Raw genomic sequence first — 18,035 nt, 5'->3', positions numbered from 1 at the left:
AAATCGTTACGCCGTCATGGCCGCCATTGCGGCGAGAGCCTCTCCGCCGGGAGCTGGATGCTGACCCCTTTGCCGAGATCGCGCGAGCTGTGCGCGGCGCTGAACGTGTAGCCGCCCGGCACACGCGACCAGCCCGGCACGCTGGTGTCCCAAACCGACAGCAGCCGCGGATCGACGGCGATGCTGACGCGGGTGCTGTGGCCGGGCCACAGCACGACCTTGGCGAACCCGGCGAGGCGCTTGGGGGCTTCCCACCCGGAATCCGGCGGCGCCGAGACATAAAGCTGGACTGCGTCGGCGCCTGCCCGCTCGCCGCTGTTGGTGACCGTCAGCGTGGCCACGACGCCCGCGTCGGTGCGCGTTACCGCGAGGTCGCTGTAGGTGAACCTGGTGTACGAAAGCCCGTGGCCGAACGGGAATTGCGGCGAGAGGCCCTTGGCGTCGAACCACTTGTAGCCGACCGTTGCCCCTTCGCTGTAGGTCGCTTCCTTCTTGCGCGGCTCGCCGGGGTAGGGGAGCTGGTCGAGCGACCTGGGGAAGGTCATCGGCAGGTGCCCGGAGGGGTTGATCTTGCCGGTGAGAATGTTGGCGATCGCCGCGCCGCCCATCCGCCCGGGATACCAGGCCTCGACGATCGCCGGGACCTTGCCGGCCCAGGGCATCAGCACCGGGCCTCCGGTCTGGAGGACCACGACAGTGTTCCGGTTTGCCGCCGCGACCGTGTCGATCAGAGCATCCTGCGCACCGTCGAGATGCAGCGGCACGTCGATGCTCTCGCTCGCCCATTGCGTGCCGAAAACGATGACGAGGTCGGCGCCTCTGGCGAGCTTCGCAGCGGCCGCGGGATCGTCGCCGCTGGCGTAATCGATCCGCGTGCCCGGCAGTAGCTTGCGCAAGGCGTCAAGCGGGGAGGAGGGATTAAAGACCACCGGCCCGGGCCAGCCGGTCGGCTTGAGCCCGGGCACCGCATTCTCGCCATCGGGATAGACCTGGCTGGATCCGCCGCCGGAGATCACGCCCTTGTCGGCATGTCCGCCGATCACCGCGATCCGCTTCGCCCCGGCGGCGATTGGCAGCCGGTTGCCGTCGTTTTTCAGCAGCACGATCCCCGCCTCGGCGTCGGCCTGCGCGACCGCCTGGTTAGCGGCGACGTCGATCGCGCCGGTGCCGGTCACCGGATCGTCGATCAGCCCATGCGCGAACATCGCCGCGAGAATGCGCCCTGCCATCAAGTCGATCCGCGCCGGGTCAAGCTCGCCTTTGGCGAGCGCCGCGGTGAGCTTGTCGGGCCCAAACCACGCGTCGCTCTGCAGCCCGAAGCCGGATTCCTGATCGAGCCCGGCGTTGGCCGAGGCGGCGGTCGAGTGCGCCGCGCCCCAGTCGCTCATCACGTAGCCGTGCCAGCCCCAGTCGCGCCGCAGCACGTCGGTCAGCAGGAACGGGCTCTCGCAGGCATGCAGGCCGTTGACGAGGTTATAGGCGCACATCGCCGATCCGGGATGGCCGCGCTCGATCGCCAGCTCGAACGTCAGCAGGTCGCTCATCCGGAAGGCCGCCTCATCGATGATGAAGTTGCCGGTGCCGCGGTCGGTTTCCTGGTCGTTGAGCGCGTAGTGCTTGACGGTGCTGATCACCCGGTTCGACTGCACCCCGGCGATCTCGGCGCCGACGATAGCGCCGGCAAGCAGCGGATCCTCGCCGGCATATTCGAAGTTCCGCCCGTTCCTCGGCTCGCGCAGCAGGTTGACCGCGCCGCCGAGCATGACGTTGAAGCCATAGGCGCGCGCCTCGCGGCCGATCATCCGGCCGCCGGCGTAGGCCAGCTCGGGATCGAAAGTCGCCGCCGTCGCCGGCCCCGAAGGCAGCGCGGTGGCCGCGCGCTTCTGCTTCGCGCCGCCTTGCGAGGCCACGCCGAGGCCGGCGTCCGTCTGCCACTGGGGCGGAATGCCGAGACGGGGAATGCCGGGGACGTAGCCCGCCGAACCCTCGCGCGCGGCCGGCGGCATGGTGAAATTGGCCGGAGCGAAGTCGGTGCCGAAGTAACCTTCCAGCAGGGTCAGCTTCTCCGCCTGGGTCATCTGCGCCAGCATGGCCGCGGCGCGTTCCGCCGGGCTTCCCGTGGTGTCCCTGGCGAGCGTCACCGAGGCGGCGACTTGCGCCGCCGCGGGCCCGCTCAGGGCCATGCCCATCAACACCCCCGCGATTGCCGCCTTGCGCTTCGCTACCCTCGCCATCGATGAGCTCTCCCTTCTGTCCCCGCCCGTAGCAGCGCCCGGGCGCACCCGCCAAGCGGCATTGGTTTCGCCCCTTAAAGTGGAGTTAAAGTGGTTTGGCCTGGCGCTGGAACAATCTGCCGGTTGGCGGTTTTAAGCGGTAGTCGCGGCCCCCAGGTCGCTCAAACATCTCCGCGCGGTCTCGCCGCACTGAGGTCTAGCCAACCCGTTCGGGGCGGCGTCCAGTTGAGGGAATACACGATGAAAAAGAACTTCAGCCATTTCCGCAAAGCCGTTCTCGCAGCCAGCGTAGCGGCCTGTGCGATTGCCGTTCCGGCGCAGGCGCGCGATGGTGAGGGCTACGTCGGGCTCGACGCCGGCATCGTCATTCCGCAGGATACCAAGATCGACGTCCGCACGTTCAACAACTCGATCATCGTCGACAACAAGAAGGGCTACGACGTCGACGTCAAGCTCGGTTACGACTGGGGCATGATCCGCACCGAGGCGGAAATCGCCCGCAAGCAATGGAAAGCCAATTCGCTCGATGTCGTTGCCCCCGGCATTCCCAACCCCGCCGGTGCAGGCGTGGTCGTCGGCACGTTCGGTGACCCCGGCGGCAGGACGACCATCACCACCGCGATGGCCAACGCGCTGCTCGACTTCGGCGGAAACGGCGGCGTCGGCTTCTCGGTCGGCGTCGGTGCCGGGCGCGCGTGGGCCAACACCCGCCTGGCTGCCACGTCGGGTGGAACCCGCTTCCTTGCCGACAAGGACAGCGCATGGGCCTGGCAAGGCATCGCCGAACTGCGGTTCCCGGTCAGCGACAATGTCGAACTCGGGCTCAAGTACCGGTACCTCAACACGCACCCGTTCGTGATGACCGATTCCCTGGGCCGGACCAACCAGTTCGACGCCAGATCGCATTCGCTGATGGCGAGCATTCTGGTGAACTTCGGCGGTGCGGCTCCGCCGCCGCCGCCGCCGCCGCCTCCGCCGCCCCCGCCGCCTCCGCCGCCCCCGCCGCCGCCTCCGCCGCAGACCAAGACCTGCCCGGACGGCTCGACGGTCGGCGTGTACGACAACTGCCCGGTGCCTCCGCCGCCGGTGGTCGCTCCGCAGGGCGAACGCGGCTAAGTCAGGTCAAGCCTGGAAAATGGGGCCGGAGGAGCAATCCTCCGGCCCTTCTTTACGAATTCAGCCAAAACGTCCCCAAAAGTAATGAGTGGCATTTTCGCAACAGCGAAATCGTCGCGTACAAAAGTGGCGGAACATTCCGCCCGTTGGCGGCTTTAAGCGGCAGTTGCGGCCCTTCGGGGTCGTTGACGACCCGCCGAGCGGACTGCCGCACGGAGGTTTCGCCAATCCACTCGGGGGGCGGCGTCCAGATGAGGGAATACTAGATGAAAAAGAACTTCAGCCATTTCCGCAAGGCCGCGCTGGCGGTCAGCGTAGCGGCCTGTGCGATTGCCGTTCCGGCGCAGGCGCGAGATGGCGAGGGCTACGTCGGGCTCGACGCAGGCCTCGTTATTCCGCAGGACACCAAGATCGATGTCAGCACCGTCAACAACGCGATCGTCGTCGACAACAAGAAGCGCTTCGATGTCGATGTCGTGGTCGGGTATGACTGGGGCATGATCCGTACCGAGGCCGAATTCGGCCACAAGGAATGGGGTCCCAAATCGCTCACCGTCTCCGGGCTGGCTAACCCCGCCGTCGGAACCTATGCCAATGCCGACGGTGAGATGAAGGTCAACACGGCGATGGCCAACGCGCTGCTCGACTTCGGCGGCAACGGCGGTGTCGGCTTCTCGGTCGGCGTCGGTGCCGGCCGCGCTTGGGCCAATACCCATTTTGCAACCAGCCCCACGGCGGTCAGCTTCCTCGACGACGATGACAGCGCCTGGGCGTGGCAGGGCATTGCCGCCCTTCGGGTACCCCTCAGCGATTCGGTGGAGGTGGGCCTCAAGTACAAGTACTTGAATACCCATCCGTTTGTGATGACCGATGCGTTCGGCCGCACGGACCAGTTCGATGCCCGTACCCATTCACTGATGGCGAGCATTCTGGTGAACTTCGGCGGTGCGGCTCCGCCGCCTCCGCCGCCTCCGCCGCCGCCGCCCCCGCCGCCCCCGCCGCCCCCGCCGCCGCCTCCGCCGCAGACCAAGACCTGCCCGGACGGCTCGACGGTCGGCGTGTACGACAACTGCCCGGTGCCTCCGCCGCCGGTGGTCGCTCCGCAGGGCGAACGCGGCTAAGTCAGGTCAAGCCTGGAAAATGGGGCCGGAGGAGCAATCCTCCGGCCTTTTTTTTTGCGCGCCGCGATGGCGCTCAAAGAGAAGGAATCAAGCCAGCATCTTGACCGCGGAAACCACCAGCATCGCCGCGAGAGCGTATCGCACGATGTTGTCGTTGACCTTGCCGGCGATCAGCGAACCGAGAACGATGCCGGGGATCGATCCGATCAGCAGGCTGCCGAGCAGCCAGCCGTCGACATTGCCGAGCCAGCTGTGCCCCAGCGCCGCGACCAGCGTCAGGGGGATCGCGTGGATGATGTCGGTACCGACGATCGACTTGGCATCGAGCCGCAGGGGATAGATCAGCGCCAGCATCACCGCGATGAGCGCGCCGGCGCCGACCGAGGTCAGCGTCACCAGCGCCCCGACGAACGCCCCGCCGAGCACCGTCATGACGATCTGGCTGAAGCGCACCCGGCGCAAGGTCTGCTCGAGCGCGACATGGGCCACGCGAAGCGGCCGGGCGATCCGGTTGCGGAACAGCATCAGCGCGGCCGTGATCAGCAGCGCGACGCCGAGCAGGTCCATGAGGACCTTGGATTCAAGATGCCCGTGATGATAGTTGGCGAGCCACCACAAGGTCACCACCGCGGCGGGCAGGCTGCCGGCGGCGAGGCGCCCGACGGTCTTCCAGTCGGGCGAGCCGAGATGATGGTGGACCACGCCGCCCACGGCCTTGGTCAGGCAGGCGAACCAGAGGTCGGTGCCGACCGCGACCGCGGGGCTGAAGCCCAGCAGGATCAGAATGGGAGCCATCAACGAGCCGCCGCCGACTCCGGTCAACCCGACCATGAAGCCGACGAAGGCGCCTGCCAGCGAATAGGCGAGTTTGAGGTGATCCATTCTATCCGGCCGAAGCCATGGCCTCGAGCGCGCCGAGCACCGGCTCGGCCCATTCCGGCCGGCAGATCAGCAGGTCGGGCAGGTAAGTGTCGCGCCGGTTGTAGACGAGGGGGCTGCCGTCGATGCGGCTGGCATGCAGGCCGTGCGCTCGGGCGACCGCCACCGGGGCGCAGCTGTCCCATTCGTACTGCCCGCCGGAGTGGAGGTAGATTTCAGCCTCGCCGCGGACCACCGCCATCGCCTTGGCCCCCGCCGAACCGAGCGGCACCAGCTCGGCGCCGAGCCTCTCGGCGACCGCGAGCGCTTCGGCCGCGGGCCGGGTGCGGCTGACGAGCATCCGCGGCGGACCGGAATGCCCGACCAGTTCGCTGGGTCGATCGCTGCGCAGGACCAGGCCCTCATCGAGTCCCGGCAGCGCCACGGCGCCGATCTCCGCCACGCCCTCGATCGCCAGGCCGACATGGACCGCCCAGTCGCCTCGCTCCTCGCCGTATTCGCGGGTGCCGTCGACCGGGTCGACGATCCACACGCGCGATTTGCCCAGGCGCTCCTCGGTGTCCTTGCTTTCCTCGGACAGCAGCCCGTCGTCGGGCCGCGCGGCGCGCAGCGCGTGGACGAGAAACTGGTTGGCGACCTGGTCGCCCGCGAGCCCGAGCGCCTTGCCCTCGAACAGGCGGCTCGCGCGCACTTCGATGAGGATGCGTCCGGCGCACGCTGCGAGGTGCGCCGCCAGCTCGCCGTCGGTCATCGTTGTCGGCCCCATCCGCTTTTCGTTAGCCCACGACCTTGTCGACAATAAGATCGGCCGCCTGCTCCGGCGTCATCGCCGTGGTGTCGATGCGGATTTCCGGCCGTTCGGGCTCCTGGTAGGGGCTGTCGATGCCGGTGAAGTTCTTGAGCTCGCCGGCGCGGGCCTTCTTGTACAGGCCCTTCACGTCGCGCGCTTCGGCGAGGGCGAGCGGCGTGTCGATGTGCACCTCGACGAACTCGCCTTCGGGCAGCATCTTGCGAACCATCTCGCGTTCGGCACGGAACGGGCTGATGAACGCGGTGATGACGATCAGCCCGGCGTCGGCCATCAGCTTGGCGACTTCGCCGACGCGGCGAATGTTCTCGATCCGGTCGGCTTCGGTGAAGCCGAGGTCCTTGTTGAGCCCGTGGCGGACGTTGTCGCCGTCGAGCAGGAAGGTGTGCCGGTTCATCCGGTGAAGCTTCTTCTCGACGAGGTTGGCGATGGTCGACTTGCCCGAGCCGGAAAGGCCGGTGAACCACAGCACCGCGGGCTTCTGGTTCTTGAGCCGGGCGTGCTGCTCGCGGCTGATCTCGAGCGCCTGCCAATGGACGTTCTGCGCGCGGCGCAGGCTGAAGTGGATCATGCCCGCCGCGACGGTGGCGTTGGTCAGCTTGTCGACCAGGATAAAGCCGCCGAGCTGGCGCGACGTTTCGTAAGGCTCGAACACGATCGGCTTGTCGGTGGTGACCTCCGCCACGCCGATGGCGTTGAGGGCGAGCGTCTTGACCGCGAGGTGCTCCATCGTGTTGACGTTCACTTCGTACTTCGGCTCATGCACGGTCGCGTTGACGGTCTGCGTCGCCAGCTTGAGCCAGTAGCCGCGCCCGGGGATCAGCGGCTCGTCGCTCATCCACACCAGCGCCGCCTCGAACTGATCGGCGGCCTCGGGCGGGGCGTCGGCGGCGGCGATGACGTCGCCGCGGCTGCAGTCGATCTCGTCGGCGAGGGTCAGGGTGACCGACTGCCCGGCGACCGCCTCGTCGAGGTCGCCGTCGAGGGTGACGATGCGGGCGACCGTGCTGGTCTTGCCCGAAGGCACCACGCGCACCGCGTCGCCCGGCTTGACCGTGCCCTCGGCGATCAGCCCGGCGAAGCCGCGGAAGTCGAGATTGGGGCGGTTGACCCACTGCACCGCCAGGCGCAGCGGCCCGGCCTGGTCGGCCTCGTTCGCGATCTCGACGGTCTCGAGGTGATGGATCAGGCTCGACCCGCCGTACCACGGCGTGTTCGCCGAGGGTGCCTGCGTGATGTTGTCGCCCTTGAAGCCCGAGATCGGAATCGCGGTGAAGGCCTCGATGCCGATGCTGCGAGCGAAATGACCGTAGTCCTCGACGATCTTGTCGAACGTGGCCTGGTCGTAGTCGACGAGGTCCATCTTGTTCACCGCCAGCACCAGGTGGCGGATGCCCAGCAGGTGCGCGAGATACGAGTGGCGGCGGGTCTGCACCAGCACGCCCTTCCTCGCATCGATCAGGATCACGGCGAGGTCGGCGGTGCTCGCGCCGGTGACCATGTTGCGGGTGTACTGCTCGTGCCCGGGCGTGTCGGCGACGATGAACTTGCGTTTCTCGGTCGAGAAGAAGCGGTAGGCGACGTCGATGGTGATGCCCTGCTCGCGCTCGGCGGCGAGGCCGTCGACGAGCAGCGCGAAGTCGATCTCCTGCCCTTGCGTGCCGACGCGCTTGCTGTCGGCTTCGAGCGCGGCGAGCTGGTCCTCGAAGATCATCTTCGAATCGTACAGCAGCCGCCCGATCAGCGTGGACTTGCCATCGTCGACGCTGCCGCAGGTGATGAAGCGCAGCAGCCCCTTGTGCTGGTGCAGCGCGAGGTAGGCCTCGATGTCCTCGGCGATGAGGGCGTCGGTGACGTAGGCGGGCTCGGGAGAAGCCTGGTCGGCCATCAGAAATAGCCCTCCTGCTTCTTCTTCTCCATGCCGGCGCCGCCGGCGTCCTTGTCGATCGCCCGGCCCTGGCGCTCACTGGTGGTGGTCAGAAGCATTTCCTGGACCACCTCGGGCAGCGTCGCCGCCTCGCTCTCGATCGCGCCGGTCAACGGGTAGCAGCCGAGCGTGCGGAAGCGGATCGAGCGCATCACCGGCTCCTCGCCGGGCTCCAATGGGAAGCGGTCGTCGTCGACCATCAGCAGCAGGCCGTCGCGCTCCACGGTGGGCCGTTTGGCGGCCATGTACAGCGGCACGATCTCGATGTTCTCGGCCATGATGTATTGCCAGATGTCGAGCTCGGTCCAGTTGGAGAGCGGGAACACGCGGATGCTCTCGCCCTTGGCTTTCCTTGCGTTGTAGAGGTTCCACAGCTCGGGCCGCTGGTTCTTCGGGTCCCACCCGTGGCTGTTGGTGCGGAAGCTGAAGATTCGTTCCTTGGCGCGGCTCTTCTCCTCGTCGCGCCGGGCGCCGCCGAACGCGGCATCGAAGCCGTATTGGTCGAGCGCCTGCTTGAGCCCCTCGGTCTTCCACATGTCGGTGTGCAGCGGCCCGTGGTCGAACGGGTTGATCCCGCGCTCCTTGGCCTCGGGGTTCTGGTAGACCAGCAGCTCCATCCCCGCGTCTTTCGCCGCCTTGTCGCGCAGCGCGTACATGTCCCGGAACTTCCAGGTGGTGTCGACGTGGAGCAGCGGGAAGGGGGGCGGGGCGGGGTAGAACGCCTTCTTGGCGAGGTGCAGCATCACCGCGCTGTCCTTGCCGACCGAATAGAGCATCACCGGATTGGACGCCTCGGCGACGACTTCGCGCATGATATGGATGCTCTCCGCCTCGAGACGCTGGAGATGGGTCAGGCGCTGCATGGCGAGCGAATTGCCCATCGCGGCGGTGAACCGCAAGGGAAACCGCGCGGAGATTTTCTTTGCGCTGGCTAAGCGGGGAAGGGCGACCACTCCTCGCCCGCCGGAAGCGGAGCGAAGATTTCGTCGAGCGCTTCGGCCGTAACCCCTTCGGGCGCGGCGGGATTCCACCGTGGCGCGTTGTCCTTGTCGATCAGCACCGCGCGCACCCCCTCGGCGAAATCGGACCGCAGCATCATCCGCGCGGCGAGGCGGTATTCGGCGCGCATTTCCTCCGCGAAGTCGGTCCGGGGCGCGCCTTCGGCGAATTCGCGCAGGGCGACCTTGGCGGTGGTCGGGCACTTGGTGGTAACGGCCTTGAGCTCCTTCGCCGCCCAGTCCGACGGATCGCCTTCGAGTGCGGCAATGATCTCTTCGAGGCTGTCCGACGCGAACAACCGGTCGATCCGTTCGGCATTGCCCGCGATGCGCGCTGCTGGCGGTTCGGCGGATAGTTCGGCGAGGATCGCGGCGATTTCGCTCGGCCTGTCGGCGATCCGCGCCTTCGCCTCGGCGAGCCGCTCGCTCTGCAGGTAATGCGTCGCCAGGCCTGCCCAGAGGCATTCCGCCCCGTCGAGCCGCGCGCCGGTCAGCGCCATGAATGCCCCGGCGCGGCCCTTGAGCCGCGGCAGGTACCAGCCCGCGCCGACGTCGGGAAACAGCCCGATCGCCCCTTCGGGCATCGCGAACAGCGTGTTCTCGGTCGCCACGCGGTACTTCGCCGGCTGCGAGATGCCGACGCCGCCGCCCATCGTCATCCCGTCCATGAAGGCGGCGACCGGCTTGGGGTAGGTGAACAGCAGGTGGTTGAGGCGGTATTCGGCGAAGAAGAACGCCCGCCCCGCCGCGCCGCCGTCCTCGAGCGCCGAGCGCCGCACCAGCGCCACGTCGCCGCCGGCGCAGAAGCCGCGGCCTTCGGCATGGTCGATCAGCACCGCTTCGATTTGCGGGTCGTCGCGCCAGCCGAGCAGCGCCTCGCTCATGGCCTCGCACATCGCCTGCGTCAGCGCGTGCAGCGCCTTGGGGCGAGCGAGCGAGACGTGGCCGACGCGGCCGTGGGTGTGGAGGTGAACTTCGGCGGTCATGCGCGGAGTCCTTCGAGACGGGCCTTCGACAAGCTCAGTCCCTCCTCAGGATGAGCGGAAAGGGAAGATGGCCGCTCATCCTGAGGAGCGGCTGAGGAGCCGCGCAGCGGCGTCGCGAAGACGCGTCTCGAAGGATCACTGCCGCAGCAAGTCCCGCCCGACGATCATCCGCATGATCTGGTTGGTCCCCTCGAGGATCGAATGCACCCTGAGATCGCGCCAGAAGCGCTCGATCGGGTAATCCTGCAGGTAGCCGTAGCCGCCGTGGAGCTGCAGCGCCTTGTCGACGATCGCGCTCCCCGCGTCGGTGGCGAAGCGCTTGGCCATCGCAGCGAAACGGGTCTTGTCAGGCGCGTTCTCGGTCACCTTGACCGCCGCGCGGTAAAGCAGCGCGCGGGCCGCTTCGAGGTCGGTGGCCATGTCGGCGAGGGTGAACTGGGTGTTCTGGAAGTCGGCGATGGCACGTCCGAACTGCTGGCGTTCCTTGGTATACTTGACCGCTTCGTCGAGGCAGCGCTGCGCGCCCCCGAGCGAGCAGGCGCCAATGTTGAGCCGCCCGCCGTCGAGCCCCATCATCGCGATGCGGAAGCCTTCGCCGAGGCCGCCGACCATGTTTTCCGCCGGCACGCGGACGTTGTCGAGGTTGAGCGCGGCGGTCGGCTGCGAGTGCCAGCCGAGCTTCTTCTCCTGCGCTCCGAAGCTGACGCCGGGCATGTCCTTCTCGATCACCACGCACGAGATGCCTTTCGGCCCGTCCTCGCCGGTGCGGACCATCGTCACGTAGATCTCGTTCTCGCCGCCGCCCGAAATGAACTGCTTGGTGCCGGTGACCAGCCAGTCGTCGCCGTCCTTGACCGCCTTGCTCTTCAAAGCCGCCGCGTCCGAGCCGGAACTGGGCTCGGTCAGGCAGTAGCTGGCGAACTGCTCCATGCCGATCAGGCGCGGCAGGTACTTGTCCTTGACCGCCTGCGACCCGAACCGGTCGATCATCCACGCGGCCATGTTGTGGATCGAAATGAACGCGGATGTGGAGGGGCAGCCATACGCCATCGCCTCCATGATCAGCGCCGCCTCGAGCCGGCCGAGGCCGATCCCGCCGCTCTCTTCGCTGACGTAGATCGAGCCGAAGCCGAGCTCGGCCGCCGCGCGGATCGTGGCGCGGGGGAAGGTGTGCTTCTCGTCCCACTCGGCCGCGTGCGGGGTGATCGCGTCGGCGGTGAAGCGCTGCGCCATCTCCTGGATGGCGAGCTGGTCGTCGGTGAGTTCGAACTGTCCGCTCATTGCCCGCTTCCGACCACGGCCTCGGCCTCGATCTCGACCTTGAACGCGGGCCCGGCGAGCGCGGCGACGGCGACCAGCGTGCCCGCCGGCCGGGCATGGCCCACCGCATGGGTGAAGGCGGCGGTCACCGCCTCGGCATCCTTGATGTCGGTGACGAACATGCGCACCCGCACAACGTCGCCCGAATGGCCGCCGAGTTGGCCGATGTAATCGAGGATCTGCTCGAAGCAGCGTTCCGCCTGGCGCCCGGCGTCGGGCGAGATCGTTCCGTCCGCCTCGCTGCCGATGTTGCCCGAGACGATGATCCGGTCGCCGACGCGGATCGCGCGGGTGAACTGGGCCTGCTCCTCGAAGCGCGAAAGCGGCGGGATGCGCTGGCGTCCGTCCTGCGGTTCGGGCACGATCTTGTCCTCTCCCATTGCGGATGGCCGCTCCCTATGGCGCTCGATTGGGGCGAGCAACCGGTTTCTTATGCAACCGCCTCAGGTGCAGGAGACCTTCGTGACGACCAGATCGTCGTCAAAGCTCACCGTGAGCCGCGACGGACTGAAGTCCATCGTCACGGCGGTGCGCGGGGGAACCCAGCGCAGGACCGTGGCGCCCGTCGCCGCGAGCATTTCGCGGCCGAGCGCGCCGCTCGCTTTCATGCCGATGAACCGCTGGCCGGGCTCGCGCTGGCAAGTGCCTTTGACGTCGCGGGCCGGCGGGGTCTCGCCCGCCGGTGGCGTCGTGGCGGCGCAGCTGGCCAGCAGCGCTGCGATGGCGGGGCTCGAAACGCGTCTCATGCCTGGTCTCCCATGCGGTCTCTCCCGGCCACCCGGCACCTATAGCGCGCTCCCGAGCGGCCGTGCTAGGGCCTCCCTTCGAGGAGGCAAGCCATGGCCGGATTGTGGTTCGAGGAATTCGAGGTCGGGCGGCTGTTCGACCACCCGTTGCGCCGCACGGTGACCGAGACCGACAACCTGCTGATGAGCACGCTGACGCACAACCCCGCGCCGCTGCACCTCGACGCCGAGTACATGAAATCGACCGAATACGGGCAGATCCTCGTCAACTCGTGCTTCACACTCGGGCTGATGGTCGGGATCTCGGTCAACGACACGACGCAAGGCACCGCGGTCGCCAACCTCGGTTGGGACGAGGTGCGCTTCCCCGCGCCGATCTTCGTCGGCGACACCTTGCGGATCGAGACCGAAGTGCTCGAGGTGCGCGAAAGCCGGAGCCGGCCCAACCAGGGCATCGTCACCTTTGCCCACCGCGCCTACAACCAGCACGGCGAGCTCGTGGCTCACTGCAAGCGCGCCTCGCTGCAGCGCAAGCGCCCGGCGTAGCGCCAAGATTTCGCTTTCCTACAGGGGCATGGGTTTGGCACGGTCATGCCGTTGCCGAGTCGCTGCCCGATGAAATCGTGTTGGAGAAGTGTCACCCTGTCGCCCAGACCGAAACCCGCGGAAATGCGTTGTTTCTCGGGCGACGCTTGGGTGACAGGGTCCGTAAGGTGTCACCCGGTCGTGGCCGCGGCCCAAGTGGCGCGACGGCGGGCCGAGGGTCTTCAAATTCGGCCGCGAATGCGTTATGTAGCATGATACGTAATTTTGTTGGAGAGTCGCAATGCCGCTCAAAGTCGAACCGATCCTGCCGCGCTTCGGCGCCGTCTGCTCGGGGCTCGATCTGACCCGCAAATTGACCGAGGACGAGGTCAGGCAAGTCACCGACGCGATGGACACCTGGGGCGTTACCGTGTGGCGCGACACCCACATGTCCGACGCCGACCACGTCGAGTTCAGCCGCAATTTCGGCTATCTCGAGCGGGTGCCGCGGCGCGAGGGCGTCAAGTTCCGCCTGCCGTTTCCCGAGCTGTTCGACGCCAGCAACCTCAACGTCGATGGCGAAGTTACCCAGGACCCGGCGGCGATCCAGTACCGCAAGGGCGACCGCCTGTGGCACACCGACAGCGCGTTCATGGAAAAGCGCACCAGCTATTCGCTGCTGCTCGCCCACGAAGTCCCGCCCGAAGGCGGCGAGACGTCGTTCGCCGATACCCGCAGCGCCTACGAGGACCTGCCGCAGGAGATGAAGGACTTCCTCGAGGACAAGGTCGGCATCAACTCGCTGTGGTGGAGCCGCAAGATGGCCGGCGCCGACATTCCCGACGAGGAGATCGAGGAGCGCCCGCGGGCTAAGCATCCGCTGGTCCACGTCCACAAGGGCTCCGGCCGCAAGGCGCTGTTCATCGCCGCGCACACGATGGACGTCGAAGGCATGCCCAGGGAGGAAGGCCGCGCGCTGATCCGCCAGCTGATCGAGCACTGCACCCAGCCGCAGTACACCTTCAGCGTGAAGTGGAACGCCGGCGACATGGTCATCTGGGACAACCTGTGCTCGATGCACCGCGGCGGCGAATACGCCTACGACACCTACAAGCGCGACATGCGCCGCACCACCGTGCGCGAAGGCACCGAGCCGCACACGATGGACATGGGCGATGATCCCTTCAGCCAGCTCTTCGCCAAGAGCCCCCGCGTGGTCGACATCCAGGGGGCGAGGGTCGCCGGGCGCTAGGCGCGGGGCCCGGGACGCGCGCGGAGGAGGGCGAGAAAGAAGTCGCCGTAACGGTCGACACCGAGACGCCGCGGCATCTCAGGCTTCGAGCCGGTACCCAATGGCCGCCATGCGGTCATTCTTGGCCGATTGCCGCGCTTTTGGACGCTCTGGCGGCCAACGCCGCCAGAATAAGTGGTGCCCGGAAGAGGACTCGAACCTCCACGCCCTTTCGAGCGCCGCCACCTGAAGACGGTGCGTCTACCAATTCCGCCATCCGGGCACTTGGGCCGCGCGGCGCCGAAGCCGTGCGGCGGGTAGGGCCGGGCCGATAGCGAAGCTGCTGCGGGATTGTCAACGACTCTGCGCCGTCTTCGCGGCAAGGCGCGCGCGGCGCGCGCGCTTTGGGTCGACCGCCGGCAGAACCCTGTGGCAGTCGACCGGCCCGCACGGGTGGGTAGCTCAAGGGCAGAGCAGAAGCTTCTCAAACTATTGTTTCTATTTGTTTTCTGCGCGTTTCGCTATTAACTCTCGCGAAATCATGCCGATGAATTCAGCAACTTGGCAAACCACTGTAAACTCGACCAACATTGTTGGCCCGGCGCCATCTTCCGTCTCTACGGCGGGATCCCTCCCGATTGGACATCATCCCTTCGAGATCACAAGGCAACGGATCATGACGACTTCCTTCGGGCCGCAGCCCCGCCTCAAGAAAGAAGTTGCCTTAGCGAGGTCGTCTGCAATCGGTTGCAAATGTGCGTGAGCCGTCATAGCATCGACCGGGACGAAGATAGCCAGTGGAGGGGCCCCAGGCAGATGAGTGGGAATGCAGGGGGATCTGGTGGAGTCGAACGGCGGCGCTTCCTATTCGCCTCCGCTGGACTCATCGCGGCCGCCGGCGCAGGCCCTGCATTGGCGCAAGCCACCTCCGCCGAGGCGCTGGCCCAATGGAACGCTGCGGCCACCATACCGTTGTGGAGCGGCGCTGCGCCGAATGGCGGTTTCCGCCCACAGACGCTGCCCGCGGGTTCGCCGCCGGTCTTCCTACGCAACATCGAGCAGCCCTATCTTCGGGTGTTCCGTCCGGCGCGCCCGAACGGGCGGAGCCTGCTGTCGATCCCGGGCGGGGCCTACACGTTCGTGTCGATCGCCAACGAAGGCGTCGACATCGCGCGCGAGATGACCGCGCGCGGCTATACGGTGTTGGTGCTCGTCTATCGGCTGCCGGGAGAAGGTTGGGCCGGCCGAGCCGACGTGCCGTTGCAGGACGCCCAGCGCGCAGTACGCTTGATCCGGGCTCATTCGGGCGAATACGGCTGCGATCCGGCGAAGCTTTACGCGGTAGGATTTTCGGCGGGCGGACATCTCGCTGCGAGCTTGGCGACAGATTTCGCCCAGCCGGTTTATCCCGGCGCCGATAAGGCCGATGCCCAAAGCGCGCGGCCTCGCGCCGTGGGGTTGATCTATCCGGTCATCAGCCATGAGCCTGGTGTGGGCCACGCAGAAAGCTCGCTCCGCCTTCTTGGCGAGAGCCCGTCGGCCGATCTCGTAGCCCGCCGATCGCCCGCGCTTCACGTGACCGCCGAGACCCCACCCACATTCCTGGTGCACGCGATGGATGATCCCGCGGTCCCGGTCGACAACAGTTTCATCATGCTCCGTGCGCTGCGCGCAGCCAAGCGTCCGGTCGAGGCGCATTTCTTCGAGGAAGGCGGGCACGGCTTCGGTCTGGGCCCGCCCGACAAGCCGGTGAGAAGCTGGATCGAGCTGCTAGCCAACTGGATCGAACGCCAGGAGGCGATCGCCGCCAAGGCTGCTTAGGGGAGAACGACGCATGCCGGGGATGGATCGGCGCGATTTCGCTAGGCTGGCCGGCGCAGCGGTGGTTGCGGGCCTGGCCGTGCGCAGCGGTGTGGGCTTCGCGCAGAAGGCCGATCCCCATCTCGCCGCGCTCAGCCACGTCGATCCTGAACTGCGCCCTGCGGCCCGGCAGGTGCTCGCCACGTCAGGCCAGACCGGCAGCTTTTCGGCCGCGACCCTCCGCGCGATGCGGGCTGGAACGCCGCCCTCGGCGCCGTTGCTGGCCGACGTGCCCACCGCCGAAGATCGCGTGCCCGCGCAAGGCGCGCATCCGGCGGTGACGGTCTATGTCATCAATTCCCAACCGGGGGCGCACCGGCCGGCGATTCTCCACACTCACGGCGGCGGTTACATCCTCGGCTCGGCGAAGTCCGAGCAGCGCTACCTGCAGGAAACCGCCAAGGCGCTCGACTGCACCATCGTCACGGTTGAATACCGGCTCGCCCCAGAGACACGCTTCACCGGCTCGGTCGAAGACAATTATGCCGGCCTGCTGTGGCTCCACCGGAATGCCGAGAAGTTGGGCGTCGATCGGTCGCGGATCGCACTTTTGGGGGAGAGCGCCGGAGGCGGCCATGCAGCGCTGCTGGCGATCGCGGCGCGCGACCGCGGCGAAGTCCCGCTGGTGTTGCAGGCGCTGATCTATCCGATGCTCGACGACCGCACGGGCAGCACGCGGCCGGTGCCGCCCTACATCGGCGCGATCGGCTGGGACCCGCCGGCCAACCGCTTCGGTTGGCGCTCGTTCCTCGGCGTTGAACCGGGGAGCGCGCATGTGCCGGTGGCGGGCGTGCCGGCGCGGCTGAAGAGCCTCGCCGGGCTCGCGCCGGCGTACATCGCGGTCGGCGGCGTCGATTTGTTTGTCGGCGAGGACATCGAATACGCGCGGCGTATGACCGAGGCCGGCGTTCCCACCGAAATGCTGCTGATCCCCGGCGCCTTCCATGGCTTCGACCGCGTCGCGCCGGAAACCCGGCTCGCCCGCGAGTTCACCGCGGCCAAGCATGAGGCGCTGCGGCGCGCGTTCGGAATGGCTCCAGCCCGTCAAACGGACGCGTAGTCAGCCTCGTTGCGCGCGGCCAATCGCGGGCCGACTGGGTCCGCGAGGCGATTGGCCCAGCACCCGGCTGCCAGCGCGGTCGCGAGCAAAGCACCGATGACCACGCTGTAGACGCTGTCGCCCAGCATATCGCTGACGGCAGCCATCAGCATCGGCGCGAACACCGCGCTCAGGCAGGTAAAGAACAGCAGCAGCCCGGCGATGGCGCCGTGCTGCGCCTTGTCGAAGCAGCTGATCCCGGTCGAGTTGATCGTCGGATAGAGCACCGACATGAACAGCCCGGTGGCGGGCAGTGCATAGATCGCCGCCTCCCGGCCGCCGGCGACAGACACCCAAAACAGCAAAGCCATCGCGCTGCTGCATAACGCAAGGACCGCCGACCACTTGTAGCGCCCGAGCAGCCAGGCGCCGAGGAAGCGCCCCGCCGCTCGCAGGACGAAGAAGATCGAGACGACGTAGGCGGCCAGCCAGGGGTTCGGGCCGGCGTACCCGCTGAGGTAGGTCGGCGCCCAGACGTAAACCGCCGCCTCCGCGCCTACGTAGAGCATCAGGCCCAGCCCGAAGTAGAGCGCCACGGGATCGCGCAGCATACGCAACGACTCCGCGGCGCTGGCCTCCTGCGGGCGAAGACGGCGGCTGGCCGGAAAACGGGTCGTCCAGGTGCCGATGATCAGCAGCCCGCACAAGGCCGCGGCGGCGACGTAGACCCATTTCCAGCTCGAGCCATGCTGGAGCAGGTACGCGACGAGCGCGGGGCCGATGATCGCCCCGACGCCGAAGAAGCCCTCGACGAGGTTCATTGTCGCGGCGTGTTCGCGGGTCGAGCGCGACAGGTCGCCGATCACCGCCAGCGCGGCGGACTTGAAAATGCCGATGCCAAGCCCGGCGACGAACAGCAGCGTGACGAAGAAGCCGAACGCGTGACCCGCGGCGAACAGGGCGGATGCCCCGCCGAACAGGGCGAGGCCGAACAGGATCGTGGTCTTGTGGCCATAGCGGTCGGCGAGGAAGCCGAGGCCGATGGCGGCAATGCCGATCCCGGACATAGAGGCGTACTGGAACGAGCCGGCGGCGGTGAGACTGAGGTGAAACTCCTGGATTATCGCGGGGATCACGCCCCCGACCGAGTCGCTGGTCATCGCGAACATCGCGAACATCAGGAACACGAGCGCCTTGAGCAGCCCCGCGCTATGCCGCGCTTGTGTAACCGACGCGTTCAAATCC

16 protein-coding genes and 1 tRNA gene are annotated in these 18,035 nt (G+C 67.4%); 6 read left to right on the top strand and 11 right to left on the bottom strand.

Annotated features, from left to right (window positions below):
• Positions 1-14: 14 nt before the first annotated feature.
• Complete coding sequence (locus G7B69_RS06865; RefSeq protein WP_166177477.1) at positions 15-2,234, bottom strand: beta-glucosidase family protein; 2,220 nt, start codon at positions 2,232-2,234, stop codon at positions 15-17.
• A gap of 240 nt (positions 2,235-2,474) precedes the next feature.
• Between G7B69_RS06865 and G7B69_RS06860 the strand changes: the two genes are divergently transcribed.
• Positions 2,475-3,350 carry an outer membrane protein gene (locus tag G7B69_RS06860; protein WP_207785969.1) on the top strand — a complete coding sequence of 292 codons (876 nt, stop codon included), beginning with the start codon at positions 2,475-2,477 and terminating at the stop codon, positions 3,348-3,350.
• Between the two features lie 266 nt (positions 3,351-3,616).
• Complete coding sequence (locus G7B69_RS06850; protein WP_166177475.1) at positions 3,617-4,471, top strand: outer membrane protein; 855 nt, start codon at positions 3,617-3,619, stop codon at positions 4,469-4,471.
• An 87-nt stretch (positions 4,472-4,558) separates the two neighbouring features.
• Here G7B69_RS06850 and G7B69_RS06845 read toward each other — a convergent pair whose 3' ends face one another.
• The 8 genes from G7B69_RS06845 to G7B69_RS06810 form a co-directional block, all read right to left on the bottom strand.
• Positions 4,559-5,353, bottom strand: coding sequence for a sulfite exporter TauE/SafE family protein (locus G7B69_RS06845; protein WP_166177473.1), 795 nt, complete (start codon positions 5,351-5,353; stop codon positions 4,559-4,561).
• A gap of 1 nt (position 5,354) precedes the next feature.
• A complete protein-coding gene (locus G7B69_RS06840; protein ID WP_243415061.1) occupies positions 5,355-6,116 on the bottom strand; it encodes a 3'(2'),5'-bisphosphate nucleotidase CysQ in 762 nt (253 codons plus the stop codon).
• 10 nt (positions 6,117-6,126) lie between these two features.
• Complete coding sequence (gene cysN / locus G7B69_RS06835) at positions 6,127-8,046, bottom strand: sulfate adenylyltransferase subunit CysN (protein WP_166177471.1); 1,920 nt, start codon at positions 8,044-8,046, stop codon at positions 6,127-6,129.
• Positions 8,046-8,948 carry a sulfate adenylyltransferase subunit CysD gene (cysD, locus tag G7B69_RS06830; protein ID WP_166177583.1) on the bottom strand — a complete coding sequence of 301 codons (903 nt, stop codon included), beginning with the start codon at positions 8,946-8,948 and terminating at the stop codon, positions 8,046-8,048. Before cysD ends, cysN begins: the two co-directional genes overlap by 1 nt.
• A gap of 68 nt (positions 8,949-9,016) precedes the next feature.
• A complete protein-coding gene (locus G7B69_RS06825) occupies positions 9,017-10,069 on the bottom strand; it encodes an enoyl-CoA hydratase/isomerase family protein (protein ID WP_166177469.1) in 1,053 nt (350 codons plus the stop codon).
• Positions 10,070-10,204: 135 nt separating this feature from the next.
• On the bottom strand, positions 10,205-11,350 hold the full coding sequence (locus tag G7B69_RS06820) for an acyl-CoA dehydrogenase family protein (RefSeq protein ID WP_166177467.1): 1,146 nt from the start codon (positions 11,348-11,350) through the stop codon (positions 10,205-10,207).
• Complete coding sequence (locus G7B69_RS06815) at positions 11,347-11,769, bottom strand: Rid family hydrolase (RefSeq protein ID WP_166177465.1); 423 nt, start codon at positions 11,767-11,769, stop codon at positions 11,347-11,349. Before G7B69_RS06815 ends, G7B69_RS06820 begins: the two co-directional genes overlap by 4 nt.
• A 63-nt stretch (positions 11,770-11,832) precedes the next feature.
• Positions 11,833-12,135: an I78 family peptidase inhibitor gene (locus tag G7B69_RS06810; RefSeq protein ID WP_166177463.1), complete on the bottom strand. Its 303-nt coding sequence runs from the start codon at positions 12,133-12,135 to the stop codon at positions 11,833-11,835.
• 93 nt (positions 12,136-12,228) lie between these two features.
• Here G7B69_RS06810 and G7B69_RS06805 point away from each other — a divergent pair, with 93 nt between their 5' ends.
• On the top strand, positions 12,229-12,681 hold the full coding sequence (locus tag G7B69_RS06805) for a MaoC family dehydratase (RefSeq protein ID WP_166177461.1): 453 nt from the start codon (positions 12,229-12,231) through the stop codon (positions 12,679-12,681).
• Positions 12,682-12,961: 280 nt separating this feature from the next.
• Positions 12,962-13,912, top strand: a complete 951-nt coding sequence (locus G7B69_RS06800) for a TauD/TfdA dioxygenase family protein (protein WP_166177459.1) — start codon at positions 12,962-12,964, stop codon at positions 13,910-13,912.
• Between the two features lie 175 nt (positions 13,913-14,087).
• Here G7B69_RS06800 and G7B69_RS06795 read toward each other — a convergent pair.
• Positions 14,088-14,174, bottom strand: a tRNA-Leu gene (locus tag G7B69_RS06795).
• A gap of 629 nt (positions 14,175-14,803) precedes the next feature.
• On the opposite strand from G7B69_RS06795, the gene G7B69_RS06790 reads away from it, so the two are divergent.
• Both G7B69_RS06790 and G7B69_RS06785 read left to right on the top strand, forming a co-directional pair.
• On the top strand, positions 14,804-15,712 hold the full coding sequence (locus G7B69_RS06790) for an alpha/beta hydrolase (RefSeq protein ID WP_243415060.1): 909 nt from the start codon (positions 14,804-14,806) through the stop codon (positions 15,710-15,712).
• Between the two features lie 13 nt (positions 15,713-15,725).
• Complete coding sequence (locus tag G7B69_RS06785; protein ID WP_243415059.1) at positions 15,726-16,811, top strand: alpha/beta hydrolase; 1,086 nt, start codon at positions 15,726-15,728, stop codon at positions 16,809-16,811.
• On the opposite strand, the gene G7B69_RS06780 is transcribed toward G7B69_RS06785, so the two are convergent.
• Positions 16,796-18,031 (bottom strand): MFS transporter, encoded by a 1,236-nt coding sequence (locus G7B69_RS06780; protein WP_207785968.1) that lies wholly within the window; start codon positions 18,029-18,031, stop codon positions 16,796-16,798. The two genes, G7B69_RS06785 and G7B69_RS06780, sit on opposite strands and share 16 nt — an antisense overlap.
• Positions 18,032-18,035: the final 4 nt, after the last annotated feature.

The organism is Croceibacterium segetis, assembly GCF_011320115.1.
GTDB lineage: Bacteria > Pseudomonadota > Alphaproteobacteria > Sphingomonadales > Sphingomonadaceae > Croceibacterium_B > Croceibacterium_B segetis.
This window is presented reverse-complemented; position numbering and strand designations above follow the sequence as displayed.